This is a genomic window from Streptomyces sp. NPDC087844 (genome assembly GCF_044742785.1).
GTDB lineage: Bacteria > Actinomycetota > Actinomycetes > Streptomycetales > Streptomycetaceae > Streptomyces.
Genome location: NZ_JBIUVD010000030.1, coordinates 78,949 through 105,598, shown reverse-complemented (window position 1 = coordinate 105,598; position 26,650 = coordinate 78,949). Strand labels below are relative to the sequence as shown.

The window sequence follows — 26,650 nt, the reverse complement described above, 5'->3', positions numbered from 1 at the left end:
GTACTCGCCTATCGGCAGGTACGGCTCGATGAACTCCCATTGCTCGTCGGTGAGTTGCCTACGTGTCACACCCATCGTCCTACCAGGTCCTACCCGCGCACGGGACCAAAACCCGAGATTGATCACGACGTCACACAGGCCCTAGTCGCCGCCGGGCCGACCGGCCACCGTGGGGAGGGTCGGCGCCGTGCCGAGCGGGCCGGCGCCGACCAGGACAAGCCTGGTACCGCGCCCCACGCCGAACTCATGTCAGCGACGGCGCAGCATCATGACAACGGCGATGATGATGATAATGACGACGATGGTGCCCAGGCCGATGTACATGGTGTCTCTCTCCGTCGGAGGCGCGGCACCCGTTGATGTCGCAGAGGCCGAGTGCCCCCGCTGGGCCCGTTCATCCCGTCCGGGCGACCGAGGCCGACAACGCCCCGCTTGACCGGGCGAGGTATGCGCCGCCCTGGCCAGACGGCCGGCGGGCGACGATCCGTGCGCAAAGGGTTTACAGCCCTCTTGCAACGATGTAAAACCTGCGTGCGGCAACCGCATGAGCGTCTTCTCGGTACCGCGCTCTCGACAACGTTGTCTGCCACCGGCTGCCTCACCCCCACGGAGGTTCTCGTGACTGTCCGATCGACCGGGTTGGTCGCCAAGTCCTGGGCCACGCTGCTCGTCGGCGGCCTCGTGGCGATGCTCTCGCCATCGGCCGCCGTCGCCGCGCCCGAGTACTCGACCGCCGAGGCGGGCAACCCTTTCGTCGACGGTTGGTACGCGGACCCCGACATCGCGGTCTACGACGGCAAGTTCTGGGTCTACCCCACGGCGTCCAAGCCCTACGCCGAGCAGACCCACCTCGACGCGTTCTCCTCCACCGACCTGATCCACTGGACCAAGCACAGCAACGTCCTGAAGACGGCGGACGTCTCCTGGGCCGAGTACGCGGTGTGGGCCCCGGCGCCGGTCGAACGGAACGGCAAGTACTACCTGTACTTCGCCGCGAACGACATCCAGAACGACTCCGAACTCGGCGGCATCGGCGTGGCCGTCGCGGACCGCCCCGAGGGCCCCTACAAGGACGCTCTCGGCAAGCCGCTGATCTCGCAGTTCCACAACGGGGCCCAGCCCATCGACCAGGACGTGTTCATCGACGACGACGGTCAGGCGTACATGTACTACGGCGGCTGGCACCACTCCAACGTCGTCAAGCTCAACCCGGACATGACCAGCCTGGGCGCATTCGACGACGGGTCCACCTACAAGGAGATCACCCCCGAGAACTTCACCGAGGGCTCCTACATGTTCAAGCGCGACGGCACGTACTACTTCATGTGGTCGGAGGGCGGCTGGACCGGCCCCGACTACTCGGTGTCGTACGCGATGTCCGACTCACCCACCGGCCCCTTCAAGAAGATCGACAAAGTACTCGCCCAGGATCCTGCGGTCGCCAAGGGGTCCGGCCACAACTCCGTCGTCAACGTCCCCGGCACCGACATCTGGTACATCGTCTACCACCGCCGTCCGCTCAGCGAGAGTGACGGAAACCACCGCCAACTGGCGTACGACCGCCTCCACTTCAATCCTGACGGCACTATCCGGCGTATCGCGATGCAGGTGAAGGACAACTTCGCCGACGCCAACGCGCTGGGCTGGAAGACGTACGGCGGGACATGGTCCGTCAGCGGCGGACAGTACCGGGTGGGGCGGAACCTGGGCGGCAAGGCCCTGCTCGACACGGACTTCGCCGACTTCACCTACGACGCCGACGTCACCGTCACCTCGGGCGGCGGGGACGCGGGCCTGACGTTCAGAGTGAGCGGGCCGTCGGTCGGCTGGGACAGTTACTCGGGCTACTACGCGGGCATCAGCCCGAGCGGCAAGGTGGTCCTCGGCCGGGCGAACGGTTCCTGGACCGAGCTGGCGAGTGCGCGCACGGTCGTCGGCTCCGGCTCCGCCCACCGGATGCGCGTCACCGCCGTCGGCTCCTCGATCAAGGTGTTCGTCGACGACATGACGACGCCCAAGATCTCCGTCAGCGACGGCACCTACCGCAGCGGCGCGAACGGTGTCCGGGTCTTCGACACCGAGGCCGCCTTCGACAATGTGGCCATAGCACCCGCAGGGTGACGACCCGGCGGTCCGGCCGCTGACGGTCCCGCCCCGCCGCGGAGCCGACTGAGCTCCGCGGCGGGGCGGGACATGCATCACTCGGTGCCCCTCGCGGGCGCCTCGACACCATCTCGATGAGTACGGCGACCTTGCCGCCGGGAGCCGGGAGCCGGGAGCCGGGAGCCGGGAGCCGGCGGCGACGTGGCGTGGTCGCACGTCGTGGCTCTGGTCGAGCGGGACGCGGCCGTCAGCCCCCTGGTCGACTGGCGGCCAGCGACACCAGCACCGTGGTGGCCGGCGCGGAGCGTGCGACCATGCCGGACACCGAGGTGTTCTCCGAGCGGGCGTGGGCGCCCGAACCGACCGCCCCGATGCCGTCCAGGACGGGCGTCCCCGCGGCCACGACGAAGTTGCCGTCGCTCGCTCCGCCGACGGACGCCTCCCGCAGGTCCTCCCCGAGCAGCGCCGCGCACCGGCGGGTCAGCTCCGCGAGCGCCGCGACCTGTTCGGTCCGCTCGAAGACGGGCCGGTTCCAGTCCCCGGTGATCTCCACGCGGATGCGCGGATGCGCGGGTGCGCGGGTCGACCGGGCGCAGGGCGGCGAGAGAGTCGCTGATCCGCTGCTGCTCGGCCGCGGAGGCGACACGGATGTCGATGCGGCCGACGGCGCGGCCCGCCGTGACGTTGCTGCGGGTGCCGCCTTCCACCACGCCCATGTTGAGCGAGGTGCCCGCGTCCGGGGCGCAGTTCGGCCAGGCGCAGGATCTGATGGGCGAGTTCGTCCACCGCGCTCACCCCGGCGGTGGGGTCGAGCCGGCGTGGGCCTCGCTGCCGGTGACCGTCAGGGTGAACAGTCCCACTCCCTTGCGGGCCGTCTTGATCGCGCCGTCCGCGGCCGCCTCGAAGGCCATGGCGAGCCTGCTGCCGTGCGACTCGGCGACGATGGCCTCGCGGGAGGCGAGGCAACGCGGGCCGGGCACGGTGGTTCGGTCCGTCCGGTCGCCCGGGTTCGGTCGGCCCGGCGAGGCGGTCCAGCTCCGCCAGCCGCGACTCCGACATCCCGTCCGGGGCGCCCTCCAGTGAGCGCAGGCCGTCCATGACGGTGCGCAGCAGCGGCGTGGGGAGTGCTTCGCGGGCCGCGTGGTCGAACACATCGGCGTAGTGGGTGGTCACCGCGACGGGCCGGTGCCGAACGGCGAGGTCCCGCCAGATCCCGCTGAGGTCCTTCGCCTGCGTACGCAGCCACGCGCTCAGGCGGTCGAAGGCGGCGTCGCGTTCCACCGGATCCGTACCCTGCCGGAAGGGGTGGGGGTCGAAGGCGTCGAAGGCCTCCAGGGTGACGCCGAGCCGGTCGGACACGGCGAGGATCTCACCGGTCAGGCCGGCCATGGCGGGGCGGTGCCGGTCGATGAGGTCGGCCATGAGGGCGTCGGCGAGGGCGGTGGCGGCGAGCATCGCACCGAAGCCGGCCTTGGCCCACAGATATCCCTCGGCTTGTCGCTGGCCACCGCCGGACCCCAGCTCCGCAGGTCGGCGACGATCGAGTGGACGCGGGGGCCGGCCGGGGCGCCGCCGGGTTCGCCGATGACGAGCGCCCGGCGCCTGCCTACTCTGGTGGCATGCGCATGCGCCCCACCTTGAGCTGGACCCCGACCGAAGATCTGCCGCCCGGCACCACGGATCCGCAGCCGGTCGTCGACGCGCTGCGCTTCGGCGGTGTGCTGGTGCTCAGTGGGGCGGGCATCTCCACGGAATCGGGCATCCCCGACTACCGGGGCGAGGGCGGGAGCCTGAGCCGGCACACCCCGATGACCTACCAGGACTTTGTCGGCGGTGCGCAGGCGCGGCGCAGGTACTGGGCGCGCAGCCACCTCGGCTGGCGCACCTTCGGCCGGGCCCGCCCGAACGCAGGGCACCGGGCCGTAGCCGCTTTCGAGCGGCACGGCCTGCTCACGGGTGTGATCACGCAGAACGTCGACGGCCTGCACCAGGCCGCGGGCACCGAGGGCGTCGTGGAGCTGCACGGAAGCCTGGACCGGGTCGTCTGCCTGTCCTGCGGCGCCTTCAGCCCGCGCCGCCGACTCGCCCGTCGGCTGGAAGCGGCGAACGCGGGCTTCGCGCCGGTGGCCGCGGCGATCAACCCCGACGGTGACGCCGACCTCACCGACGAGCAGGTCGGGGACTTCCGCGTGGTGCACTGCGTGCTCTGCGGCGGCATCCTCAAGCCGGACGTGGTGTTCTTCGGCGAGTCCGTGCCTGCCGCTCGGGTCGAGCAGTGCCGCGAACTCGTCCGTGCGGCGACCTCTCTGCTGATCCTCGGCTCCTCGTTGACGGTGATGTCCGGGCTCCGCTTCGTCCGCCAGGCGGCCCAGGACGGGAAGCCGGTGCTGATCGTCAACCGGGACGCGACCCGAGGTGACGTCCACGCCGTCACCCGGATCGCACTTCCTCTGGGGACGACGCTCGGCACTGTGGCCGACCGGCTGGGCATCCCGGTGTAGGGGGAGGCGGCGGCCGGGAGTGGGGGGTGACCGCGCCGTGACGGCAGACCCCTCGGTGAGCCGCGTCGCAGGGTGGCACGCGGACCCGCGTCCGGCATCGGGTCCGGGTCCGGTCGGCCGGGCGAGGTCGCAGCTCACCGAGGGGTTGAGCCGTGTCCCCGCGGATACGGGGGCACGGGCCCGGCTCAGCCTTCGTTCGCCAGGGCGAGGATCTCGGCGGCCAGCTCGATCGAGTCCTCGACCGTGTCGGCGGTGTAGAGGGAGTCGATCATGAAGTGGGAGATTCCGGTGCGCTCGTGCACGGACTTGACGGTGTCGACGACGGCCGAGGCCGGTGTACCGGCGTCGATGTTGACGCGCAGGACGGTGTCGATGGCGGCCGGGTCGCGGCCGGCCTGCTGGGCCTGGCTGTCGATGAGGGCGCGCTGCGCGACGAGTCCGTCGATGTCGACGTAGCTCGGCACCACGCACAGCGGCAGCCAGCCGTCCCCTCGAAGGGCGACCCTGCGCAGGGCGCGCTCGGACATCGCTCCCAGGTAGATGGGCGGCCGCGGGCTCTGGTGGGGCTTGAGCGGGGCGTGGTGCAGTGGCACGGTGAGGTGAGTGCCCTTGTACTCGGCAGGGTCGGTGGTCCATATGGTGTCGAGGACGTCGAGCAGCTCCTCCATCCGCGCGCCGCGCTTGTGGAAGTCCAGTCCGGCCGCCTCGTACTCCTCGGGGGACCAGCCGATGCCGAACCCGGGCAGCAGACGTCCTTCGCTCACCAGGTCGAGGGTGGTCAGCGAGCGGGCGAGCTGGACCGGCGGGTACAGCGGCGCGATCAGTACGTGCATACCCAGCTGGACGCGTTCGGTGACGCTCGCAGCCGCACCAAGCAGGACGAACGGATCGGCGGACGGGTTGAGTTCGGCCGGGATGGTGTCGCCCTGGCCGCCGTAGCCGACCTTCGGGGACACCGCGGCGAGGTTGCGGTCGCCGACCCACAGGCTCGCGGCGCCGGCCTGCTCGACCTCACGGGCGAAGTGAGCGGTGCGGGAGATGCCGAAGGCCTGCTTGTGGAACTGCGGAAGCGCGAAACCGATCTTCATGTTCTTTCTTTCCTTGCTGAGACGCGGCCGGGCAGACCATCGGCCGCCCGGTACGGTCGGGCGGCCGGCTCATGACCACCGGACGCCCGTCGCCAAACCGGCGCACCCACAAGGTAGTTGTCTGTACAACTAGTGCACGCGAAGGCGCGCCGTGGAGCCTCTACGCCCTTCGTCGGGCAGGGCGTGGTGGCCGCGGTACGCGGCCGGGCCGGGCCGGAACTCTCCGTCGGGAGCCCCGGCCCGGCTCGTCACCATGTACTGCTGGCTTCCGGCCCACCCCGGCAGGAGTCAGTCGTTCTGCGACGTGGTCTTCGGCTCCTCGTGGGCGGCGGGCTGCTCCGGCTCCGCCTCTTCGTCGGCAAGATCAGCCGGGTCCGTAGGACCGCTGTCCCACGCGACAGGAGGCGTCGGCACCGGGATCGTCTGCGGTTCATCGGAACCGGGACGGACGCTCGGCTGGGATCCGGGAGCGTGGGGCGTGTGCGTGTCGTCATCATGCTTTGTCATACACGCCGGGTTCCCGCTGTTCCCAGTCGAATGCCTGCGGGCCGGATGCGCGAGCAGCGAGTACCTCGTGGTTCGCCGGAGGTGATGCCGTCGCCGTCGAGCGTGCCGTCGTGGGATCCGTCCAGGGAGCAGGGCACGAAGACCGGGACAGGAGCGAGGCCCGACCCCCCCATACAGGGCGCAGACGCCGTCCGTGACGCGCCGAGTGACATTGTTTGCGGTTGACTTCGATTGGTTCTTGTTCGGCGCATCCATGGGCGGCCGGCTCGCGGAACCACTGGTGTGACAGGGGGCGCAGCCCGCCCGCCTCGTGATCGGGAGTGAGACGTGGATATCAACGGCGCGCGGGTGCCGGTGGGTGAAGCCACCGAAGTCCTCGGCGTCGCGCTCACCGCGCAGCCCGTGGGCCGTGGTGCGCGTCCGGCGCTCGCGGGACGGGATAAAGCGGGCCTCGCCCGTGCTGCCCAGGTCTGCCGGAGTGCTCCTGCTTGCAACACCGTCGCCTTCGGAGGGGTGGCGGTGCTCGGCGACGAGGGCGCCGAGCAGGCGGTGGCGGTCAACGTCCTCGCACCCGCGGCCTCCTTCCGTGCCGCGCTGGCCACCAAGGAACCCGACTGCACGATCGTCGCGTTCACCGGCGTGGTCGCGGAACGCCCGCAGGCAGGAAGGGCCGACTGCAGCGCTTCGAAGGCCGCGCTGAACGCCCGGCTCGGCCCCGCGCGCCGCGAAGCACGAACCGCGGGCATGTGGGTCCTGCCAGTTCTGCCAGTCCGGCCCGGACACCTGGACACCGGCTTCGCCGACCGCGCCGTCGTGGGCACGACCCACCCGTACGCAGTCGTCGTCAGCTGGTCCGGTATCGTGCCGACACCGGTCGTCGAACGGTGCGCCCGGTGACCCGGCGCTCCGGCGTTCCGGACGAGGTGTCCGACGTGATCATCGTGGGCGGCGGCGCGTCCGGGCTCAGCCTCGCGCAGCGCCTGGTGGCGACCGATTCCATGACCGTGACTCTGGTGGAAGCACCGGAAGGTCCGCTGCGAGCGCCTGAGCGGACCTGGTGCTACTGGGATGCGGGCACCCGTGAGCTCGACGAAGCGGTCGACGCGTCCTGGTCGCGGCTTCGCGTTCACGACGCCGACGGCGGCGTGATCACCGTGGATCCCTCCCCGCTGCGCTACCGGATGCTCCGGTCCACGGCCTTCGAGCAGTGGGCGCACTCCAGGATCGCCCGGTCGCCCGGTGCGCGCATCGTGCGTGCGACGGTGGACACGGTGCGCGACACCGTCGGGGGAGGCGGAGCCGAAGTCAGCTGCACGTCGCCCGACGGCCGCACGCTGACACTCCGTGCCCGCCATGTGTTCGACTCCCGCCCCCTCCCGTCCCTGCCGCCGGCCCGGACGCAACTGCTTCAGCACTTCCGCGGCTGGTTCGTGCGCACGGACACGGACCGGTTCGACCCGGCGGTCGCGGACCTGATGGACTTCCGGGTGCCACAGCCGCGCCACGGCCTCGCCTTCGGATACGTACTGCCGCTCGCGCCGGGCCGTGCCCTCGTCGAGTACACCGAGTTCTCCCGGGCCCCGCTGACCCACGCGGCGTACGAGTCGGCGTTGGGACACTACAGCCGGGAGATCCTCGAACTCGGGGCGTTCACCGTCGAGACGGTGGAGCAGGGTGTGATCCCCATGACCGACGCGCGCTTCCCCCGCCGGATCGGCACTGCCGTCTCCCGGATCGGGACCGCCGGCGGTGCCACCCGCCCGGCGACCGGATACACCTTCGCCGCGGTGCAGCGGCAGAGCCGGGCCATCGCCGCCGCCCTGCGGGACGGCCACGCGGTCGCGCCCCGACCGCATGCGCGGCGCGTGCTGGCCATGGACGCGATCCTGCTGCGGGCTCTGGACACCGGACGGATCGACGGCCCCGGCTTCTTCACCGGCCTGTTCCGCCGCGTTCCGCCGGAGCGGCTGCTGCGTTTCCTGGACGGGCGCACCTCACCCTGGGAGGAGTGGGGCATCGGCCTGCGCACCCCCGTAGGTCCCATGCTGCGGACCGCCGTCGAACTCCCTTTCCTGCCGCGCCGTACCCACCCAGCCCCACGAATCGGAGAGAACCACCGATGACCCTGCTGCGTGACCACGACCTGGCACTCGCCTTCGACCACGCCTCGCACAGCTACGACCGCCTCACCGCCCTCAACCCCGGATACCGCACCGATCTCCTGCGTTCGGCGCGACGGCTACGGCTGCCCCGGGCCGGCGCCGGTCTGCACGTTCTCGACCTGGGGTGCGGAACGGGAGCCTCCACCCGGGCCCTGCTCCGGGCCGCGCCCCGCGCCCGCATCACGGCCGTCGACGCGTCGTCCGGCATGCTGACTCGTGCACGGTCCACATCCTGGCCCGCCCGAGTGCGCTTCCAGCACATGACAGCCGAAGCGCTGGCCGCCACGGACGAGGGGCCCTACGACGCGGTGTTCGCCGCCTACCTGATCCGCAACGTCACGGACGCGGACGCAGTGCTCAAGACCGTTCGGACTCTGCTGCGCCCGGGCGGCCGGCTCGCCGTCCACGAGTACAGCCTCAGTGGTTCTGCCGTCCACCGAGCCCTGTGGACGGCTGTCTGCCGCGGCGTGATCATCCCCGCGGGGACGGTCAGCGGCGACCGCGACCTGTGCCGCCACCTGTGGCGAAGCGTCCTCGACTTCGACACGGTCCCCGCTTTCACCGACCGTCTGCGGGGCGCCGGATTCTCGGCCGTGCGCGCCCTGCCCGTCGCCGGGTGGCAGACCGGGATCGTGCACACCTTCCTTGCCCGCGAGGGCTCGGCGGCCACGGGGGAGTACGCACGGTGAACGCCCCGCGACGTGCCGCCCGGCGAGGCCGGGACCGCAAGGCCGAGGTCGTGATGCCCGCGCCCGGCCTGAAACGGTTCGCCTCCGCGGACAGCCCGGGTGTCGCCGTGATCGGTGGGGGGATCGCGGGCCTCGCCGCGGCCACCCTCCTGGCCGAACGAGGCGCCCGCGTGACTCTCTACGAACAGGAGGAGTCGCTCGGCGGCCGGCTCGCCGGCTGGCGCACCCGGCTGGCCGACGGCGGGGAGGTGACCATGAGCCGAGGCTTCCACGCCTTCTTCCGGCAGTACTACAACCTCCGTGGCCTGTTGCGGCGAACGGATCCGGCTCTCGACCGTCTCCAGCAGCTGCCCGACTACCCGCTACGACACAGCGGCGGGCTGACCGACAGCTTCGCCCGCGTACCGCGCACACCACCGTTCAGCGCCCTCGGGTTCGTCGCCCTGAGCCCCACGTTCGGCTGGCGCGACCTCGCCGCGATGGACGCCCGAGCCGCGCTGCCCCTCCTCGACGTCCGCGTACCCGAGGTCTACGAGCGCTTCGACTCGGTCAGCGCGACCCACTTCCTCGAACGCGTCCGCTTCCCCGAAGCCGCGCACCATCTGGCGTTCGAGGTGTTCTCGCGCAGCTTCTTCGCCGACCCGCGTGAACTGTCCGCCGCGGAACTCCTGCTGATGTTCCACATCTACTTCCTCGGTTCGTCCGAGGGCCTGCTCTTCGACGTACCGACCGCTCCCTTTCCCCAGGCGCTGTGGGACCCGCTCGGCGCGTACCTCCAGCGCCTCGGGACGCATATTCGCGCCGGCACGCCGGTGCGCGCCGTCCACCCGTGCGACGCAGGGGGAGTGGAAGTGCGGACGGACATCGCCGTGGACCGTCATGACGCGGCGGTTCTCGCCCTCGACGCCGGCGCCCTGCGGGGCCTTGTCGCGGCGTCGCCCGGCCTGGGCACCGCCGCCTGGCGCGATGACGTCGCCTGCCTGCGCACCGCTCCGCGGTTCCTGGTCTCGCGGCTCTGGCTCGACCGCCCGGTCCGCGCCGACCGCGCCGCGTTCCTCGGCACCAGCGGCTACGACGGCCTCGACAACGTCAGCGTCCTGGAACGCTACGAGGACGAGGCCGCCCGATGGTCGGCCCGTTCCGGCGGCTCGGTGGTGGAACTGCACGCCTACGCCGTTCCCGAGGGCGCGCGGCCCGAAGCCGTCCAGTCGCGCCTCGTCGAGCGCCTGCACCAGGTCTATCCGGAGACACGAAGGGCGCGGATCGTGGACGCCCGACACGAATGGCGCTCCGACTGTCCGCTCTTCCCGGTCGGCACCTACGCCCGGCGGCCCACCGTGTCCACTCCGCACCCGCAGGTGACGCTCGCCGGTGACGCGATCCGCTGCGACCTGCCCGTCGCCCTCATGGAACGCGCCGCCACCACCGGCTTTCTGGCGGCCAATGCCCTGCTGGCCGGCTGGGGAGTCCAGGGCCAGACGCTGTGGACGGTACCCCGAGCGGGCCGTTCACCCGTACTGCGGGCGCTCGGCACGCTAGGGACCCGCTGAGCCGCACTCCTCGTAAAGACATCGAAGACGCCCCTGCCGGAAGACGGTGCCGGCTCGGGATCAGCCCCGCCCGCCGGTCGCTGACACCCCTGCACTCAGCCCGGGAACCGGCCGGTGCTTCGCAACGCCCAGCGCCGCTCCGCGTATGCCAGGTCGTCGCGCCACAACCGGCCGGCCGTCCGGCGCATCAACGGGCGGAGCGCGGGCGCGACAGCCCGTGCCAAGGCGAAACCCCGCCGGTCCGAGGCAGCCACGACCGCTTCGATCACGGCGGTCCGCGGCTGCTTCTCGGCCGCGCCGGTCAGCGGCGTGGCATGGGTCTCGACGACGGAGGTGGTCCCCTCGCCCTCGGTGATGCGCATCACCACGGTACGTGGTCCGGGTGCGGTGAACTCCGCCCGCACCGGGACCACCAGACGGTCGGTCAAGCGGAAGGAGACCTCGACGACGAACGCGTCGTCCGTCTCACCGAGGGGCGGGCGGGTCACTGTCAGGTCGACGAACGAGTAGGGGTGGAACCACGAACCGTGCCACGGGTCCAGCCGGTTGGCGACCACGTCCTGTGGCTCGCACCGACCGACGCCCATGAAGACGGCGTCCACCCCACTGCCCGCCGTCGGCCGCTCCGGCACCACAGGCCGCTCGGACGGCCGCTCGCCGCCCACCGAGTCCAGCCGGACCCATACGAGTACACCGTCGTCGTGGGCGGGGAACGGATCCCAGCCGGCGAACGACCCTCCGTCCAGGGCCAGTCCGTGCCAATGACACACCAGCGTGCCGCACACCACCCGGCTGTCGCGCAGGGGGGCGCCGAGGTGCGGGCAGGCGCCAGGGCCGGCCCGCAGTCGGCCCGTGTCCGACCGCCACAGCACGACTTCGACGCCGCCGACCGTTCTGCCGTAAGGGCGGCCGCCGACGCGCACGTCCCGCGAGGCACCCACGACGAACCAGTTCCCGGACGGGCGGGCGGACGCCCGTTCGAGTGCGTCGGAGATGACCGTCGGGCGTGCCTCCTGCCAAGTCGGCGGCTGCGCCGCCCAGTCCGCCCGGCGCCGCCGCCGCAACGGTGGCGTCCAGCCGGCTCGGTTCGCTCGGTCACTCACCGCACGGGTCCCTTCCGCCGCAGGGGCGTGACGTCCGCCCCTGATGTCCGATCGGAGGCGCGAGCGCCCCATCGCGCCCGCGCGATGCCGACGATCCCCGCGGCGGCCGTCGCCGCACGGCGCCCGCGCGACACGACCGCGCGGCGGTGCAGCACTGTGTAGTCCTGCTCCGCGATCGCGTCGAGGATGCCACCGTAGAGGGTGAACGCGGTGCGGATGCAGGGCCGCGTCCGCGGGTCCAGCATGGCGATGCCCGGTTCCGCCGCCCGGTAGACCTCCCTGGTCATGCCCTCGGCGGCGACGAGCGCCCTGCGAATCCGGGCATCGCGGCGTCCCGTACGGCGGCTCCACAGCAGAAGCGAGCGGTCCACGCCGTGGGCCGCCAGCAGGTCCGTGGGGAGGTAGACGCGGCCCCGGTCCAGGTCCTCGCCGACATCGCGCAGGAAGTTGGTGAGCTGGAAGGCCACACCCAGGTCCGCGGCGTGCGGTGCCGCTTCCTCGCGTGCGGTGACCGTGCCGAGGACGGGCAGCATCTGCAGTCCGATCACCGCGGCCGAGCCGTGCATGTAGGCGCGCAGGTCGGCGTAGGTCGGGTAGTCCGTGATGTGCAGGTCGCTGCGCATCGACGCCAGGAAGTCGGCGAACAGGGTGTGTTCGATGTCGTACCGGCTCGCGGTGTCGGCCACGGCCCGCACCACCGGCTCGTCCCCGGCTCCGGTACGCAGCCCGTGCGAGAGGTCGCTCTCCAGGCACCGCAGCAGCCGGTCGCGCTCGTCGGGAGTGCGGTGCCGGTCGAGGTCGTCCACGATGTCGTCGGCCCAGCGGGCGAAACCGTACAACGCGTGGACCGCGGAGCGGCGTTCCACCGGGAGCAGACGGGTGGCCAGGAAGTAGGTCCGGCCATGGCGGGCGTTGAGCCGCCGGCAGTGCGAATAGGCCACGCGCAGGGCGGGATCGGTGATGTCTGCGGCGTCCAGCTCACGACGCGTCATGAGCGCCTTCCTCGGTGGAGACCGCGGCGGTACGGGTCGCGCGCGGTACGGGACGGATGCGCGGGCCACGGCCTCGGACACCGCTTGTGACACCACCTGTGACGCGTGCGGCGGCGAGCTTTCCGCTGATGAGCACCGTTGGCACACCGACGCCGGGCGTGGTGCCGCAGCCGGCCAGCACGACGTTCTCCAGGCCGCGCACCAGGTTGCGCGGCCGGAACGGGCCTGTCTGGGCGAAGGTGTGGGACACCGAGAACGGGCTGCCCGCCGCGTGCCCCTGCGCCGCCCAGTCCAGCGGCGTCACCAGCAGTTCCTCCTGCACGCTGTCGGCGAATCCGTGCAGACCCCGGCGTTCCAGTTCGGCGACCAGACTGTCGCGGTAGCGGGGGCCGAGGTCCCGCCAGGCCTCGGCGGAGGGGCCGAGGTCGGTGTTCGGGCAGGGGGCGAGCACGTAGTGCAGGTGCTTGCCCGGCGGGGCAAGGGTGGAGTCGTGTGCCGTCGGCCGGGTGATCAGCAGGGACGGGTCGCTCATCACCTTCCCCGACCGGGTCAGCTCCTCGAAGGTGCCCTCCCAGGCCGCGCCGAACGAGAGGGTGTGGTGGGCGAGACCGGGCCAGGTACGGTCGGTCCCCGCGTGCAGCACCACGGCCGACGGTGAGTGCCGCAGCCCCACCGGGCGGCTGGGCGTCCGTCCGACGAGCCGGTGCGCCGTGGACAGCTCGCAGGTCAGCACCACCGCGTCGCAGGGGATCCGCTCGCCCGAGGCGACATGTACGGCACGCACCCGACCGCCGCTGCGTTCGAGCGAGGTCACGTCGGCCGACCAGCGGAAGTCGGCGCCCGCACCGGCCGCCGCGTTCGCCATGCCCCGGGGCAGCGCGTGGATGCCGTTCTTCGGGAACCAGACGCCGGCCACCGTGTCCATGTAGGCGATCACCGCGTACGCCGCGAGGGCCCTGGCCGGGGCGACTCCGGCGTACAGGGCCTGGAAGGAGAAGATACGGCGCAGACGTGGGTCGGAGATGAAGCGGCCGATGCGGCGGTCCAGTCGTCCGAAGCCGCCCAGGGCGGCCAGCCGGGCCAGGTCCGGGTGCAGGAGCTGGAAGGGGGAGTCGAAGTTGGTGTCGATGAAGCGCCGCATCTGCGCCCGGTACAGCCGCTCCAGCCAGTCCCGCAGTTCGCGGTAGCCCGCCGCCTCGGCCGGTCCCGCGAACCGCCGCACCTCCGACTCCATGGCCTCGCCGTCCGTGTGCACGTCGAGTGATGTCCCGTCCGCGAAGCACGCCCGGTAGGCGGGGTGGAGGGCCGTCAGCTCGACGTGCTGGGCGAGGCTGTCACCGACGGCGGCGAAGGCCTCGTCGGCCAGGTGCGGCATGGTCAGCACCGTGGGACCGGTGTCCACTTCGAAACCGCCCATGCGTACGTGACCGGCTCGGCCGCCCGGGCCCGCGTTCCGTTCGACGACGGTCACCCGGCGGCCGGAGCCCAGCAGGTGCAGCGCACACGCGAGGCCGGACAGCCCGGCGCCCACCACGACGACATGATCCGTCCGCCCCGGTACGGTTCTCACGCCGCCTCCCCGGGGTGTCCCAGTGCGACGCCCGAAGCGCGCTCGACCAACGTGGTGAACTCCCGCCGTACGACGGAATCGGCGGTGGCCCCCGCGAAGTGCCGCACGCTCGTCGCCGCCAACTCCGAGATCTTGGACTCCACGACGTCCCTGGCGCCGGTTCGCTCCAGGGCCGCTCGCATCCGGTCCACCGCGTCGTCCGACCGGACGCCTACGCCGACGCCGACGGTGGAGCGGGGGCCGAGGGCGTCGGCTGCCTCCTTGTCACCGGCGGCGTCAGCGAGCCACAGGCCGACCGCGAGGAGATAGGTGAGTTTTCGGGTCCGTAGATCGTCGTCGGCGGGTTTTCCGGTCGTGCTCGGGTCGCCGTAGGTGCCAAGGAGGTCGTCCCGCAGTTGGAAAGCCAGCCCGGCACAGCGCCCGGCCGAGCGGAGGGCGCTCAGGGTGTGTTCGTCGCCGCCGGTCAGGGACGCGCCCAGCGCCAGGGGCCGCTCGACCGTGTACAGGGCGCTCTTGAGCGTGGCGATGCTCACGGCCTCGTCGACGCCGGACGATCCGGCGGCCTGCGCGTGGATGTCGCGGTACTGACCGGCGACCATCTCCGTGCGCATCGCCTGCCACTCGTGGAACAGCCGGGTGCCGTGCGGCGAACCGAGTGCCGTCTCGGTCAGCACGTCGTCCGCCCAGACCAGGGCAAGGTCGCCGGCGAGTATCGCGACGGAGGCCGAGAACGCTTCCGGTGAGCCGGTCATCCGCGCGGCCCGGTGCATACGGGCCAGTTCCACGTGGACAGCCGGTGCGCCGCGGCGGAGGGGCGATCCGTCCATGACGTCGTCGTGTATGAGAGCGCACGCCTGTACGAGTTCGAGCGCGGCTGCGGTCCGCAGGAGCGCGGTGGCGTCGCCCGAGCCGCCCGCGGCCCGCCAACCGCACCACGCGAACGCCGAGCGCAGCCGCTTGCCGCCCCGGCGGACGAACGCGGTCACCCGGCCGGCGACATCCTGTGCGAACACCTGGTCCACGTCGAAAGCCCTGCGCAATTTGGTGTCGAGTACATGCCCGAGCTCCGCCTCGACGGCGCGGACGGCCTCCACGGCCGTGAGCGGACTGTCGACGGGCACAACCGCTTCGGCCGCGGTGGGCCGGAGTCCCAGCATGCACAACTCCTCTTCACTCTCGGTCACCTGCACACCAGTGCTTCTCTCGCCGGCCTGTTGACGGATGCGCTGATTCCTGCCCGCTGCGGGGCCTGTCGCCGGTTGCAGTCACTCCACTGGCGCAGCGCCGCGCGTCACAGGGCGGTGTGCCACGCCCGAGCCGGACGCCGGTGTTGCCGTCTACGTGCCCTGGCCGAGGCGGCGAAGCAGGTACAGGCCGCGGCGGTCGGGGCGCAGCTCGGCGGTGGTGGAATCGTCCACGGTCACAGCGCTGCGGTGTTCCCGGCGGCTGTGGTTGCGGCCCCGTTGCTCCTGGACATCGCCGAGCGGGGTCACCCGGCGGCCCAGGGCACCGCCTTGGGTCTGCTGGCTCGCTCACAGCCCGTCCGCCGGCAGAACCGGTGCAGCGTCGTGGTCTGCGAGCGTCTCGACACGGTCCTGATGTGGCTCGACGGGGTAGGGAACGATTCTCCGATCATTAGGCTGCGGCCATGGTGGAGGGCAGGAGAAGGCCGGTTGTTGCAACTGATGTCCATGACACGGGCTTGGTTCGCCACTCGTGTGTGGGTGGAGGAGCGCCTCCCTTGCGGAGACCCGATTCGTGCTGTCGAAACCCTGCGCGGCGGGTGGACGTCACGGATGCGCCGACTCGATATCGAGGGGAAGGACGAGCCGTACTCCCTCGTGCTGCGGGGTGGAGACGTCCTGGGGGGCCGGCTGACTTGGATGTGGCACACTGCTCCACCGCACTTGCGCTGTTGCACGGAGTGCCTGCCGGTATGCGGCTGGCGGATCACTACACCGCAGCGGGAGGAACGCTCAGCGACAACCCGGACCACCTGTACTGGCGTGTACTGGACGCGCCGGCTTCTGCGCCGGACGCGGAGAAGGTGGCCGGACCGTGGCGGGAACCAGGGAGAGAAGACCTCACTGAGCGGCTGCCTGTCGCCCCCAATAAGTGCCGGCGGCGCAGCTGTCTGTTGGCGTGGTGGGTATCAGGCGCGGTCGTGGAGAGTGACCTGGTAGCCGTCGGGATCGGCGAAGGTGAAGGTGCGGCCGAACGGGCCGTCGATCGGTGCGGAGACGATGGTGTGACCGTCGGCGACGAGAGCGTCGTGGATGGCCTGGACGTCGGTGGCGTGGAGCCAGATCGCGGCACCGATGCCCGGCTGGGTGACGGAGGCGAGATCGGTGCCGGGAACGACGTCGCGGAGTGCGAACGCGATCGGCTTCGTCTCGAAGACGACGGCGTGCGGAGGTCCGGCCGCCGAGCGGACGAGGCCGAGGTACTGCTCGTAGAACGCCTGCGAAGCGTCGAGGTCACGCGCTTGGAGTGAGATGAAGTCGGGGCCGGTGGCGGGCATGATGATGCTCCTTCTCTTCGTGTCAGCTTGTGTCAGCTTTCTGACACAGGTCAACCTATGTCAGAATACTGACATGCAACAAGACGGTGTCGACCTGGAGTCGTCTCTGGGCTACCTGCTCAAAGAGGCGTCGAGCGTCCTGCGCGCAGCGATGGAGGAGGTGCTGCGGCCGCTCGGGATGAGCGTGACGCACTACTCCTGCCTTGAGCTGCTGGCGCAACGGCCGGGCCTGTCTAACTCCGAGCTCGCGCGGGGCGCGTTTGTCACACGACAGTCGATGAACGTGCTGCTCCAGACCCTGGAGCGGGAGGGATACGTGACCAGGCCCGCGGAGGCGACCGTCGGGAAGGTTCTTCCCACGCGGCTCACGCCTCGCGGCCGCCGGAGCCTGGAGAAGGCGACCGCAGCGGTCCGGTCGGTCGAGGTCAGGATGCTGGCCGGTATGACCGAGACGGAGCAGGCGGGCGCGTTCCGGATCTTGCAGAGCATGATTCGTTCCCTGCGTGACGGCAACGACGGTGCATAGCTTCTGAGCCCGTCGCACCACAACAAGCCGCACACAGAACGGCCCACCTGCTTCGGCGCCGGACCTGTGATCACAGCACAAGTGTTCCGTGTCGCGTCTCGGCAGGCCACTTGTCCCGCTCAGTCGCACCAGGTCGCGCGCTCGATCAGCGCAAGGTATGCCGTTCGGACCCGATGCCAACGAACCGTGAGTTCGGCATCGTCGGACCACAGGGGCGTCTCCTTCGCCAGATAGGCAGCGACTGTTGTTGCGACGAAACAGCGCTCGGAGGTAGGCCCGAGAGTTCCCAGGTGCCGGACGTGAGCCTCCAGCACTTCGACCGCCTGTGGGTAGCGGCGGAGAGATGTGCCCATGCCCTCGCAATACGTCATCACGTGCAGGATTCGCCCTGTATGGTCCACGAGTTCAGCGTCAGCCCCGGACTCGGCGATGGCCTCGGGGAGTCCGGCGGCTTCGGCGACACGGTCGGCGAAGTAGCTGTTGAGGAAGTCGCCGTCGGCGGCTCGGCGCAGTAGCCACGGCCGGATGGCCGGGTGGTCGTCCACGTGTCGGCACAGCGTCTCCACCGCGTGGACCCGCCCCCAGGCGGTCACTCGCTCCGCGAGCCAGATCAGCGCGTCGACGCTGTCCGGCAGGCGTGCGAGGGCCTGCACGGCGAGAGGCCCGAAGTCGTTGGAGAAGAGGCCGACCGTCTGGATTCTGGGGATGTCGTCCACCGTGGCGACCTCGGCGAGCAGGGCCAGTCCGAGGGCTACGGCATCTACGTCACTCCCGTGTCGCACCAGCCACCGTCCGGATTCCCGGGCGCCGGCCGCCGGTGCCCTCAGGACGGCAGCGCTGATGTGCTTGTTGCTGCGGACCGGCACGTGGACGCCCTCAAGCCTGGCAGACAGCTCGCGAGGCGAAACGCCTGGACCGGCGAAGAACTCGTCGAGAACGGCAGCGGCGTCCATTCCGACGACCTTGCGGTCGAGCAGGTGTTGCGACCCTGCCCCGCGTCGACGGCGTACCGCATCGGGCAACGCCCCGTGGCGCGGCAGAGGTTGGTTCGGCGTCAGACGGTGCAGCCTGAGGGCGTGCTGAAACAGCGTGGTCGGGGTGCCGGGCAGCCGGGGCCCGGGCGTTTCGCTCACAGGCGGGCGGAAGACTCGATTCTCTTGATCATGTCTCCTAGTCTGCCATCCCGGCACCCGCCACCGTAAGTACTGGCTGGCCTCATTGCACACGGGCAGGGCAGGATCGGCCCCGTGGTGCGCCATGCCCACGAGGATCCCGATCTGCTGGCCCTGGTTCGCCGCTATGTCATGCCCGAGCGGCGGTACATGCAACTCGGCGGCAGCCTGCTGCGCATGCAGAGTCCTGAGTACGACGGATTCGTACGAGATCTCCGCGAGGACGCGGATCTCATCGCGGCGGATGAGATCGCCACGCTCCTGGTCGCATCCGTCGTCGGGTCTGGCGCCGGCGTTCCAGTGCGGGAACCGGGTGCGGTCGTATCCGGTGGGGGACTCGGCGGCCTGCGGCATGGCTTTGACGGCCTTGTCGAGAGGCAGCGTTCTCGCGGCCGCCGCGGGTGCGGACAGGGCCAGGACGCAGGCGGCACCGGTCGCCATGGCGGCGACGCGTGTCAGGTGTGGGATCACGCTGAGCAGGAACATCGGCACGGCCCGCCGACAGGCCGCAGGGCACGCACGGGATCACTCGGTCGGCTGCGGAAGAAACGATGCCGCAACGTCGCGTGCGTCACATGAAGTTGTTGACGTGCGTCCTTGAGAGCCGGTGGCCCGGGGGCGTAAAGCGTCTTCAGGGCGATGGTGATCGTCATGGTCATGCGATGGTCGACTCAGTGAACGGTATGAGATCTGGGCCGCTCCGGTGATCCCTCGGCCCGGCGGTGTGCTGCCCATCCCGATGCAGGTCGGACACCGGTTGACTGGCGCGGGTATCCCTTGTGGCCCCCGCAGTCTTGAGGAGAAGCGCATGTCGCAGGTCACCGGCTCGTCCCCGAGCGTCGCCTTCCCACGCCTGGGCTGGGTCGAGGACTTGCTCGTCCCGGCGCTGCGGGCGGCGGTGGAGGCCCTTCCGGACGTGGAGAGACGGGTAGCGGGCTATCACCGCGGCTGGGTCGAAGCCGACGGCACCCCTGTTCAGGTGGTGTCACAGCGGAGCAAGGCCATCAGGCCGGCGCTGGCACTGCTGTCCGCCATGGCTGTGGGCGGCAGTGCCGGTGACGCGCTGTCCGGTGCGGTGGTGGTGGAACTCGTGCACGACTTCACCCTGCTGCACGACGACGTGATCGACGGTGATGCGCTGCGCCGGCACCGCCCCGCTGCCTGGTCGGTGTTCGGTACGCCCGCGGCCGTCCTCACAGGGGACGCCTTGATGGTCACGGCGATGAGGGTGGTCACCGAGGCGCCCGGGCCGCGGGCGGCCGCGGCGGTGCGGGAACTGGTGACAGCTCTCCTGGAGTTGGTCGAGGGGCAGAGCCTCGATGTCGCTTTCGAGAAGACGCCCGCGGTGTCGGCGGCGCAGTACCTGGCCATGGCCGAGGGCAAGACGGGATCGCTGATGGGCTGTGCGTGCGCGCTGGGCGGGCTGCTGGCCGGCGCCGACGACGAACGGGTGGCCGGTCTGCGGGAGTTCGGCCGGCGGCTCGGCGTCGCCTTTCAGTGTGCCGACGACGTGCTCGGTATCTGGGGCCGCACGACGCGCAGCGGAAAACCGGTCGGGGCCGATCTCGCGGCCCGCAAGAAATCACTCCCCGTGGTGGCCGCGCTCGCCGGCGCCTGTCCGGCGGCGGAACGGCTGCGGGAGTTGTACGAGGCGCCCCGTCCGCTGGACGAGCAGGACGTGGTGACGGCTCGGGAACTGGTGGAGAAGGCCGGTGGGCGGCAGGCTGCCCTGGACGTGGCGCACCGTGAGATGTCGGCGGCGCTGCGCGCCCTGTCGTGCGCCCGGCCGACGGCGGACGCCTACCGGCAGATGCAGGAGATCGCCTGGGCGATGATCTGCAGAGACCGCTGAGCACGCGGGCACGGGCCCGTGCCCGTGCCCGAACCACGTCACAGGGCTGCTGAGCACCGCCGCAATCGGGTAGGGGCGTGACTTCGGACCGGGTACGCCGTTGTCCGTGCAATGGCCGTTCTGCGACTTCTGCCCGGCCACCCCCTGACCCTGCTGGAACAGGGTCCCTCGTGATGAAACGCAGTGAACTTGTGCAGCAGACTCAATCCGGGCCGGCACGTGCGGGCGATCTTCCGGCGGTGTCCGCCCACGGGCTGCAGGTGGTCCGCGGCACCCACCCGGTGCTGTCGAATGTCACCTTCACTCTTCCCCGCGGCTGCATCGTTGGCCTGCTCGGCCCGAGCGGCTGCGGGAAGACGACGCTGCTGCGTTCGGTGATGGGCGTACAGCAGGCCAGTGCCGGTCACGTCCAGGTCCTGGGGTACGCGGCCGGCGCCCAGCAGTTGAAGACCCGCGTCGGCTACGTCACCCAGGCCCCGTCGGTGTATGCGGACCTGACCGTGCTGGAGAACCTGCGCTACTTCGCCTCCGCTCTGGGCATGAAGGGCTGGCGCCGGGAGGACGCCGTGGTCCGCGTGGTCAAGGAGGTCGACCTCGCCGGATATGCCGACAAGCTCGTGGCCCGCCTCTCGGGGGGCCAGTACTCACGTGTGTCCCTGGCCGTGGCACTGCTCAACGAGCCCGACCTGCTGGTCATGGATGAGCCGACTGTCGGGCTCGACCCGATCGTGCGCCGGGAGCTGTGGCTGGTGTTCCAGCGACTGGCGAGAGAGGGCACCACACTGCTGATCTCCAGCCATGTGATGGACGAAGCCGACCGCTGCGACCGGCTGCTGCTGATGCGCTCCGGCAGGCTCCTGGCCAGCGCGGCCCGGACCGCCTTGCTGGAGCACACCGGATGCTCCGACGCGGAGGAGGCGTTCATGCATCTGGTGGAGGCGGCGACCGCGGCGGAGTCGCGCGCCCGCGAGCGGGCCGCGGCTCAGGACCTGTTGTCGCTGCCGGGGCTGTCCGGACTGCTCGACCAGGGCAGTGCGCCCGAGGCCGAGCGGGCGTTCTTCGCCTCGGACGTCCGCTCATGAGCCGCATCCCGCCGACTGAGCGGCTGCCCTTCTCTCCCACGGTCACTGGCGCGACCGCGGTGCGGGTGCTGCACCAGACCTCCCGCGACAAGGGCAGCACCGCCCTGCTGTTGGGCATCCCCTGCATGCTGATGGTGCTGCTCAAGCTGATGTTCTACAGCTCCGACGCGACCTTCCAGCGGGTCGGACCCCAGGTCTTCGGAATCTTCCCGGTCATCGTGATGTATCTGGTGGCGTCCATGTCCACGCTGCGGGAACGCACCACCGGCACCGCCGAACGGCTGCTGACCATGCCGGTACGGCGCCTGGACATCGTGCTCGGGTACAGCATCGCCTTCGCGTTCCTCGCCCTGCTGCAGGCGGTGCTCTCCACCCTGCTGTCCGTCGGCCCGCTCGGGCTGGACATCAAGGGGCCGGCCTACCTGCTGATGGTCATCGCCATGCTCGGCGCCCTGCTCGGTCTGGCCCTGGGACTGCTGGTGAGCGCGTTCGCCCGCAATGAGTTCCAGGCCGTGCAGTTCCTGCCGGCGGCAGTCCTCCCGCAGTTCCTGGTGTGCGGACTGTTCGTGCCCCAGGACCAGATGCAGGGAGCCCTGGCAGCAACAGCCAAGGTCATGCCGATGGCGTACGCCGTCCAGGCCGCCGGCGAGGCCGCCACGCACTCCGGCGTCACCGGGCTGTTCGTCCGCGACGCCCTGCTGACGTTGGGCTGCGTCATCCTGGTGCTCGTCGCCAGTGCCGCCACTCTCAAGCGCTGACCGGAACGGAACACGGGCGGCTTCCTCCCCGTCGGCCTGGGGAGGAAGCCGCCCGCAACAGAACCTTGATCAGTCCCGTACGCCCCACGAGAAACCGCCGGAGACGGTGCCGCTGCGGGGGATCTCGAACGGGCCGAAGTGCAGGGGCGGCTGGCGGTGGTGGTCCGGGCTCGGGTAGCCGTCGATCCCGTCGGCGGCGGGCAGGGTCACGGGCTGTGGGGGCTGTGCGGACGCGGAGGCGACGGTGGCACCTGCCGAGACCGCGAGCACGGTGAGACAGACGGCGGCGAATCGGCGAAGCTGCAATGACATGAAAGCCTCCTGACGACCGGTACATGGGAACGGGCTGGGATGTGATTCGACCTTATCGATCTCCAGGTGCGGGCCGAAATGAGAAATGCCGCATTCCCCCGAACGGGCAAAACAAAGAGAAAGTGGGAAAAGCGTGAACTCGCCTCTCCGGACAACGCTTCTGGCTGCGACCGCCGTACTGGCGACCCTGCTGACGTATGCGTCGGCGGCCCGGGCCGAACCGCCCGTGCCTGAGCCGCCCGCCTACCAGGTGCCGCAATGGCCGACCGCACGCCCCGGTCAGTGGCCTGCTCCGCCGGAAAACGGTGCCGATCCGGATACCGCCGCATCCCGGCCCACCCGTGACCCGTCCGGTCCGGTGGCCGACGTGGTCGCCGAGCTCAACCGGCGCCGGTCCGAAGCGGGATGCTCCCGCGTGCGGCTGCGGGCGTCCCTGTCGCGGGCGGCCCGGGCACACAGCGCGGACATGGCCCGCCACGAGCACCTCGCCCACACCGGATCCGACGGCAGCAGTCCGCAGGAGCGGATGCGGGCCGTCGGTTACCGGCCCGGCCACTCCGGTGAGGTCGTCGCGGTCGGCACGGACACCGCGGAGGCCGCCGTCGCGGTGTGGATGGACAGCCCGCCGCACCGAGACATCATTCTCACCTGCCGGTTCACCGACGCGGGCATCGGCGTCGTGGACAGCCGACGTGGCCCGTGGTGGACCGTGGACCTGGCCGCGCGCCGCTGAGGTTCATCCCAGGTCCGTATCCCACCACCAGGCGATCGAGGGCGCTCCTACCACCGGACCGGGTCGCGGATCGGAGGGCACCTCGGTCCAGGCCAGCGGCGCGTCGTCCCCTTCGTCGGGCCAGTGACCGAAGCTGAGATAGCGGGGCACACGCAGCCCCCACTCGTTGTTGCCGCGCACACCGTGGCGCAGTCCTTGCAGGTAGAGCGCCAGGTCCGCGCCTGCCGTCGGGCGTACCCGGTCGTGCAGGTCCATGAAACGCAGCAGGATGCGGTCACGCAGTCTGTTGGCCTCATCGACCGCCTGCTGCGGACAGAGAGAGCCTCCGGCCATCAGCACCGTGTAGATGTTCTGATCGGCCTGATCTCGGCCGAGTTCCTTGTGCAGCGAGTGCCGGTCGTTATCGAGGGCGGCCACCATGATGGCCATTTCGGTGAGCGCCAGCACTGCCGGACGGTGCAGCTCCTGATCGGGTACCTCGGCCCCGGTGGCCAGTTCCAGCAGGGCGAACGTCGGGTGGCCGCCCGAAGACTGCAGCCGCATCGTCAGGAACTCGTCGAGCTTCGGCATGCGGCCTGCGGCCTGCGGCCTGGTTTCCGACCTGCCAGGCGACCCCGGACAGCCACGTCCGGTGCGCGTGGACGAACCGGGCCACCTGGGTGGACGGCGCCAAGGAGCGCAAACGGCGCATGATGTCCTGCAGGGCGCGGGCGTATCGGTCCTCGGGCTCCGCCAGGCCGGTCTCGCACGCCCGCTGTACCTGGCCGGCCAGGGCGTTGAACTGTGCGGGCCGACTGCTGAGCGGTCCGTTGTCACAGCGCGCGTCGTCGAACGCGAAGCCCCAATACACCCACAACACTGCTGCCAGTAGCCGCTCGTCGTCGGCCACTGGTGCGAAGCGGGCGAAGAAGTCGGCGCTGTGCGTCGCCACGACCCATTCCCTTTCGCGTTCGGACGCGCACATGCCGCTGTCGCCGATCCATTCGACGGCCTTTTTCTCGATCTGCCGGACGCGGGGATGAATGGCGGCTTCCAGCGGGCAGTAAAGAGGGGGCAATTCCACTTCGGTCAGGCGGGTTCCCACGGCAGCGTCAACCTTTCGAGAAACAGTGGAGAGAAGGCACGATCATGTGGGACCGCGTGCGGTGACGCGGCGCGGCATGCCCGTAAGTCGAAGGCGTCAATCGAAGGAATGGCGCAGCACCCGCGGTTGACTCCACGTCCGCCGGTTCCTCCTCAGATCACACTTCCGAAAGACCTGTGACCCGGCGGCAAGCGCCTCGTTGAGGTCGGTATGCGATTTCGTACCTGCCGACGTGCCGCTGTGCTGCTCGTGGTCCTTGCGACGCTTCAGGGCGGCGCGTCCGCCGTTGCCGACGGGGAGGGCGGCCGTCCTCAGGGCGATCCGCCCGCCCACTCCGCGTCCATCGATCCTCTGACACCGTTCGCCCAGGGAGCCTCGGCACTGATGGGCATGGCCGCGCCCTTCGTCGACGCGGCCAGCCAGGCCATGTTCCCGCAGAGCTGACTTACGCACAGCGCGCGGCCCTGCCCGGTTCGGGCAGGGCCGCGCTTCGTGTTTCCCGGGATGAGCACCGGTGTGCGAGTCCAGATGGACACGCAGGTTCTCAGCTGGGGACCGGCTCCCGCGCCGGTGTTCGGGCGGACCCTTGGGGGAGCAGGGCGGCCAGAGCGGTGGCGCCGCGCGCCAGGGGTGTGGTCATGATGCCGGCGACGCTGGTGTGGCCGGCGATGTAGGAGTCGAGACGGCTCCACGCCGGGGGCAGGCGTGTCACAGCGGTGTGGACGAGGCCGGGGTTGCGGGTGAAGAGATTCATCAGCGTGCCGCTGGCGCGCATCTCGGTGCCGAGGATGTCGTCGACCTCCCGTGCGTAGTGGTCGGCGGCGGTGTCTGCCGCTGCCGGGTCGGCGGCGATACGGGCGGCGGCACGGCCCGCGAGGTCTCCTGAGCGCAGGGCGTAGGAGATGCCTTCTCGTGACCAGTGGTCGACGAGTGCCGCGGCGTCACCGGCGACCAGCACGCGCCCGCGGGCCAGCGGGGAGTCGGAGCGGCGGCAGCGGGTCAGGTGGCCCGTGTCATGAAGGGGGCGGGCGGCCGCAAGTCCGTGGCGGGTGAGGAAGGCGTCCTTGTAGGCGCGCAGGGCCACCGGGTTGCCGCGGGCCGCCACGACGCCGGCGGTGCAGACGTCCCCCTTGGGGAAGACCCAGGCGAAGGAACCCGGCAGCGGCCCCCACTCCATCAGCAGACGGCCCCGCCACCGGTCGGCCGTCCGTTCGTCTACCGGTACCTCGACCTCCAGGGCGAGGTCGACCTGCGCGCACTGCACTCCCACGTGACGGGCGACCCTGCTGGCGCTGCCGTCGGCGCCGACGACGGCCCGGGCGCTCAGGACCTCGCCGTGGTTGGTCTTCACGGTGACGGTGCCGTCCTGCTGTTCCAGGGTGGTCAGCGCGGTGCTGTCGCGGACCGTCGCGCCGGCGGCGGCGGCCGCTTCGGTCAGTGCCGCGTCGAGTTCGCTGCGGTAGACCATGGCGATGGTCGGACGGCGGGAGGTGAGGGTGCGCTCCTGGCGGCCGTCGAGGGCGAAGGTGAACTGCCCGGCGACGTCGTAGACCTTCAGGGGCAGGCCCGGGGGCAGGGCGGCGAGGGACGCTCCGATGAGGCCGCCCCCGCAGGTCTTGTAGCGGGGGATGGCTGCGCGTTCCAGCAGCAGTGTCGAGCAGCCCGCGGCGGCGGCGACGCGGGCGGCGGTGGCGCCGGCCGGCCCGGCGCCGACGACGATCACGTCCCAGGTCCGAGGGGTACGGGCGGGAGTGGGGGGAGGGAGCATGCGGTGGTCACCTATGGATCGTTCGGAACAGTGGGGTCGGGGACATCAGCCGGCCCTGGCCGGTTCGGCCCCGGGGCGGGCGTCTTCATGTCCCTGCTCGGGGCTGAGGCGGGCGAGGAGGTAGCGGGTGAGGGCGGAGGCGGTGGGGTGGGTCCACATCACGGTGGTGGGGATGTCCAGGGCCAGTTCGCGCTGCAGACGGTTGCGCAGGGCGATCGCCATGAGGGAGTCCAGGCCGAGCGTGACCAGGGACGTGTTGGCGTCGAACCGGTCCGCCCGCAGACGCAGGACCGTCGCGATGTGCTCGACGACCTGTGGCAGCAGGAGCTGCTGACGCTCCTGCGGGGTGTCCGTGTCCCGCAGGAGCGTCAGCAGGGCGTTACGGGCGCCCGCCGCGTCCGTGCCCGTGGCCGGCGCGGCCAGTTCGGCGAAGAAGGCGGTGCGGGCGGTGTCGGGGTAGGACTCCAGCCACCGCGTCATGTCGAGGGGGGTGTAGGCGGTGCGGGCGCGGTCGTGGGCGAGGAGACACTCCAGAGCGGCGATACCCTCCGCGGGGGCGATCATGGCGTAGCCGCGG

28 protein-coding genes and 3 pseudogenes are annotated in these 26,650 nt (G+C 70.8%); 15 read left to right on the top strand and 16 right to left on the bottom strand.

Annotation, left to right across the window (positions count from 1 at the left end; genetic code table 11):
- The first annotated feature begins 618 nt into the window (after positions 1-618).
- Positions 619-2,121, top strand: coding sequence for a family 43 glycosylhydrolase (locus ACIOKD_RS38345; RefSeq protein ID WP_402092846.1), 1,503 nt, complete (start codon positions 619-621; stop codon positions 2,119-2,121).
- Between the two features lie 229 nt (positions 2,122-2,350).
- On the opposite strand, the gene ACIOKD_RS38340 is transcribed toward ACIOKD_RS38345, so the two are convergent.
- Together ACIOKD_RS38340 and ACIOKD_RS38335 are read right to left on the bottom strand one after the other, a co-directional pair.
- Positions 2,351-2,656: a hypothetical protein gene (locus tag ACIOKD_RS38340; RefSeq protein WP_402092845.1), complete on the bottom strand. Its 306-nt coding sequence runs from the start codon at positions 2,654-2,656 to the stop codon at positions 2,351-2,353.
- 238 nt (positions 2,657-2,894) lie between these two features.
- Positions 2,895-3,083, bottom strand: a complete 189-nt coding sequence (locus ACIOKD_RS38335) for a hypothetical protein (RefSeq protein WP_402092844.1) — start codon at positions 3,081-3,083, stop codon at positions 2,895-2,897.
- 160 nt (positions 3,084-3,243) lie between these two features.
- Between ACIOKD_RS38335 and ACIOKD_RS38330 the strand changes: the two genes are divergently transcribed.
- Positions 3,244-3,744, top strand: a complete 501-nt coding sequence (locus tag ACIOKD_RS38330; protein ID WP_402092842.1) for a hypothetical protein — start codon at positions 3,244-3,246, stop codon at positions 3,742-3,744.
- Positions 3,723-4,604 (top strand): NAD-dependent protein deacetylase, encoded by an 882-nt coding sequence (locus tag ACIOKD_RS38325; protein WP_402092840.1) that lies wholly within the window; start codon positions 3,723-3,725, stop codon positions 4,602-4,604. The genes ACIOKD_RS38330 and ACIOKD_RS38325 overlap by 22 nt, the downstream gene beginning before the upstream one ends.
- 185 nt (positions 4,605-4,789) lie before the next feature.
- Here the strand turns inward: ACIOKD_RS38325 and ACIOKD_RS38320 are convergent, their stop codons facing one another.
- Entirely contained in the window at positions 4,790-5,692 is a 903-nt protein-coding gene (locus ACIOKD_RS38320) for a TIGR03619 family F420-dependent LLM class oxidoreductase (RefSeq protein ID WP_402092839.1), read from the bottom strand.
- Between the two features lie 288 nt (positions 5,693-5,980).
- A complete protein-coding gene (locus tag ACIOKD_RS38315; protein WP_402092838.1) occupies positions 5,981-6,199 on the bottom strand; it encodes a hypothetical protein in 219 nt (72 codons plus the stop codon).
- 327 nt (positions 6,200-6,526) lie between these two features.
- Here ACIOKD_RS38315 and ACIOKD_RS38310 point away from each other — a divergent pair, with 327 nt between their 5' ends.
- The 4 genes from ACIOKD_RS38310 to ACIOKD_RS38295 are packed head-to-tail and all read left to right on the top strand — an operon-like array spanning position 6,527 to position 10,600.
- Positions 6,527-7,096, top strand: a complete 570-nt coding sequence (locus tag ACIOKD_RS38310; RefSeq protein ID WP_402092837.1) for a hypothetical protein — start codon at positions 6,527-6,529, stop codon at positions 7,094-7,096.
- Positions 7,093-8,322, top strand: coding sequence for a lycopene cyclase family protein (locus ACIOKD_RS38305; protein WP_402092836.1), 1,230 nt, complete (start codon positions 7,093-7,095; stop codon positions 8,320-8,322). The genes ACIOKD_RS38310 and ACIOKD_RS38305 overlap by 4 nt, the downstream gene beginning before the upstream one ends.
- Complete coding sequence (locus ACIOKD_RS38300; RefSeq protein WP_402092834.1) at positions 8,319-9,050, top strand: methyltransferase domain-containing protein; 732 nt, start codon at positions 8,319-8,321, stop codon at positions 9,048-9,050. Before ACIOKD_RS38305 ends, ACIOKD_RS38300 begins: the two co-directional genes overlap by 4 nt.
- Positions 9,051-9,103: 53 nt before the next feature.
- Entirely contained in the window at positions 9,104-10,600 is a 1,497-nt protein-coding gene (locus tag ACIOKD_RS38295) for an FAD-dependent oxidoreductase (RefSeq protein ID WP_402092855.1), read from the top strand.
- Positions 10,601-10,695: 95 nt separating this feature from the next.
- Here the strand turns inward: ACIOKD_RS38295 and ACIOKD_RS38290 are convergent, their stop codons facing one another.
- The 5 genes from ACIOKD_RS38290 to ACIOKD_RS38270 form a co-directional block, all read right to left on the bottom strand.
- Positions 10,696-11,703: a DUF5914 domain-containing protein gene (locus ACIOKD_RS38290; RefSeq protein ID WP_402092832.1), complete on the bottom strand. Its 1,008-nt coding sequence runs from the start codon at positions 11,701-11,703 to the stop codon at positions 10,696-10,698.
- Complete coding sequence (locus ACIOKD_RS38285; protein ID WP_402092831.1) at positions 11,700-12,695, bottom strand: phytoene/squalene synthase family protein; 996 nt, start codon at positions 12,693-12,695, stop codon at positions 11,700-11,702. The genes ACIOKD_RS38290 and ACIOKD_RS38285 overlap by 4 nt, the downstream gene beginning before the upstream one ends.
- The gene (gene crtI / locus ACIOKD_RS38280; protein WP_402092829.1) at positions 12,682-14,265 is read right to left on the bottom strand and encodes a phytoene desaturase family protein; all 1,584 of its coding nucleotides are present in this window, start codon (positions 14,263-14,265) and stop codon (positions 12,682-12,684) included. The genes ACIOKD_RS38285 and crtI overlap by 14 nt, the downstream gene beginning before the upstream one ends.
- Positions 14,262-15,422, bottom strand: a complete 1,161-nt coding sequence (locus ACIOKD_RS38275; RefSeq protein ID WP_402092828.1) for a polyprenyl synthetase family protein — start codon at positions 15,420-15,422, stop codon at positions 14,262-14,264. Before ACIOKD_RS38275 ends, crtI begins: the two co-directional genes overlap by 4 nt.
- A gap of 180 nt (positions 15,423-15,602) precedes the next feature.
- Complete coding sequence (locus ACIOKD_RS38270) at positions 15,603-15,758, bottom strand: hypothetical protein (RefSeq protein WP_402092827.1); 156 nt, start codon at positions 15,756-15,758, stop codon at positions 15,603-15,605.
- 358 nt (positions 15,759-16,116) lie between these two features.
- Between ACIOKD_RS38270 and ACIOKD_RS38265 the strand changes: the two are divergent.
- A pseudogene (locus ACIOKD_RS38265) lies at positions 16,117-16,354 on the top strand (aminoglycoside phosphotransferase family protein); the annotation flags it as partial.
- 63 nt (positions 16,355-16,417) lie between these two features.
- On the opposite strand, the gene ACIOKD_RS38260 reads toward ACIOKD_RS38265, so the two are convergent.
- On the bottom strand, positions 16,418-16,786 hold the full coding sequence (locus ACIOKD_RS38260; protein WP_402092826.1) for a VOC family protein: 369 nt from the start codon (positions 16,784-16,786) through the stop codon (positions 16,418-16,420).
- A 73-nt stretch (positions 16,787-16,859) separates the two neighbouring features.
- Between ACIOKD_RS38260 and ACIOKD_RS38255 the strand changes: the two genes are divergently transcribed.
- Complete coding sequence (locus ACIOKD_RS38255) at positions 16,860-17,312, top strand: MarR family winged helix-turn-helix transcriptional regulator (protein WP_402092825.1); 453 nt, start codon at positions 16,860-16,862, stop codon at positions 17,310-17,312.
- A 119-nt stretch (positions 17,313-17,431) separates the two neighbouring features.
- Here ACIOKD_RS38255 and ACIOKD_RS38250 read toward each other — a convergent pair whose 3' ends face one another.
- On the bottom strand, positions 17,432-18,265 hold the full coding sequence (locus ACIOKD_RS38250; RefSeq protein WP_402092824.1) for a hypothetical protein: 834 nt from the start codon (positions 18,263-18,265) through the stop codon (positions 17,432-17,434).
- Between the two features lie 351 nt (positions 18,266-18,616).
- Between ACIOKD_RS38250 and ACIOKD_RS38245 the strand changes: the two genes are divergently transcribed.
- The 4 genes from ACIOKD_RS38245 to ACIOKD_RS38230 all read left to right on the top strand — a co-directional run bounded on the left by ACIOKD_RS38245 (position 18,617) and on the right by ACIOKD_RS38230 (position 22,176).
- Positions 18,617-19,063: a DUF6000 family protein gene (locus ACIOKD_RS38245; protein ID WP_402092854.1), complete on the top strand. Its 447-nt coding sequence runs from the start codon at positions 18,617-18,619 to the stop codon at positions 19,061-19,063.
- Positions 19,064-19,292: 229 nt separating this feature from the next.
- Positions 19,293-20,336: a polyprenyl synthetase family protein gene (locus ACIOKD_RS38240; protein WP_402092822.1), complete on the top strand. Its 1,044-nt coding sequence runs from the start codon at positions 19,293-19,295 to the stop codon at positions 20,334-20,336.
- 239 nt (positions 20,337-20,575) lie between these two features.
- Positions 20,576-21,418, top strand: coding sequence for an ABC transporter ATP-binding protein (locus ACIOKD_RS38235; protein WP_402092821.1), 843 nt, complete (start codon positions 20,576-20,578; stop codon positions 21,416-21,418).
- On the top strand, positions 21,415-22,176 hold the full coding sequence (locus tag ACIOKD_RS38230) for an ABC transporter permease (RefSeq protein WP_402092820.1): 762 nt from the start codon (positions 21,415-21,417) through the stop codon (positions 22,174-22,176). The genes ACIOKD_RS38235 and ACIOKD_RS38230 overlap by 4 nt, the downstream gene beginning before the upstream one ends.
- Positions 22,177-22,245: 69 nt before the next feature.
- On the opposite strand, the gene ACIOKD_RS38225 is transcribed toward ACIOKD_RS38230, so the two are convergent.
- Positions 22,246-22,488: a hypothetical protein gene (locus ACIOKD_RS38225; RefSeq protein ID WP_402092818.1), complete on the bottom strand. Its 243-nt coding sequence runs from the start codon at positions 22,486-22,488 to the stop codon at positions 22,246-22,248.
- A gap of 133 nt (positions 22,489-22,621) precedes the next feature.
- On the opposite strand from ACIOKD_RS38225, the gene ACIOKD_RS38220 reads away from it, so the two are divergent.
- Positions 22,622-23,221: a CAP domain-containing protein gene (locus ACIOKD_RS38220; protein ID WP_402092816.1), complete on the top strand. Its 600-nt coding sequence runs from the start codon at positions 22,622-22,624 to the stop codon at positions 23,219-23,221.
- Positions 23,222-23,224: 3 nt separating this feature from the next.
- Here the strand turns inward: ACIOKD_RS38220 and ACIOKD_RS38215 are convergent.
- A pseudogene (locus tag ACIOKD_RS38215) lies at positions 23,225-23,806 on the bottom strand (terpene synthase family protein); the annotation flags it as partial.
- Between the two features lie 31 nt (positions 23,807-23,837).
- Positions 23,838-24,185, bottom strand: a pseudogene (locus ACIOKD_RS38210) (hypothetical protein); the annotation flags it as partial.
- A 330-nt stretch (positions 24,186-24,515) separates the two neighbouring features.
- Here ACIOKD_RS38210 and ACIOKD_RS38205 point away from each other — a divergent pair.
- Complete coding sequence (locus ACIOKD_RS38205) at positions 24,516-24,749, top strand: hypothetical protein (RefSeq protein ID WP_402092814.1); 234 nt, start codon at positions 24,516-24,518, stop codon at positions 24,747-24,749.
- 100 nt (positions 24,750-24,849) lie between these two features.
- Here ACIOKD_RS38205 and ACIOKD_RS38200 read toward each other — a convergent pair whose 3' ends face one another.
- Positions 24,850-26,073, bottom strand: a complete 1,224-nt coding sequence (locus ACIOKD_RS38200) for a geranylgeranyl reductase family protein (RefSeq protein ID WP_402092812.1) — start codon at positions 26,071-26,073, stop codon at positions 24,850-24,852.
- Between the two features lie 45 nt (positions 26,074-26,118).
- Complete coding sequence (locus tag ACIOKD_RS38195) at positions 26,119-26,553, bottom strand: acyl carrier protein (RefSeq protein ID WP_402092852.1); 435 nt, start codon at positions 26,551-26,553, stop codon at positions 26,119-26,121.
- Positions 26,554-26,650: the final 97 nt, after the last annotated feature.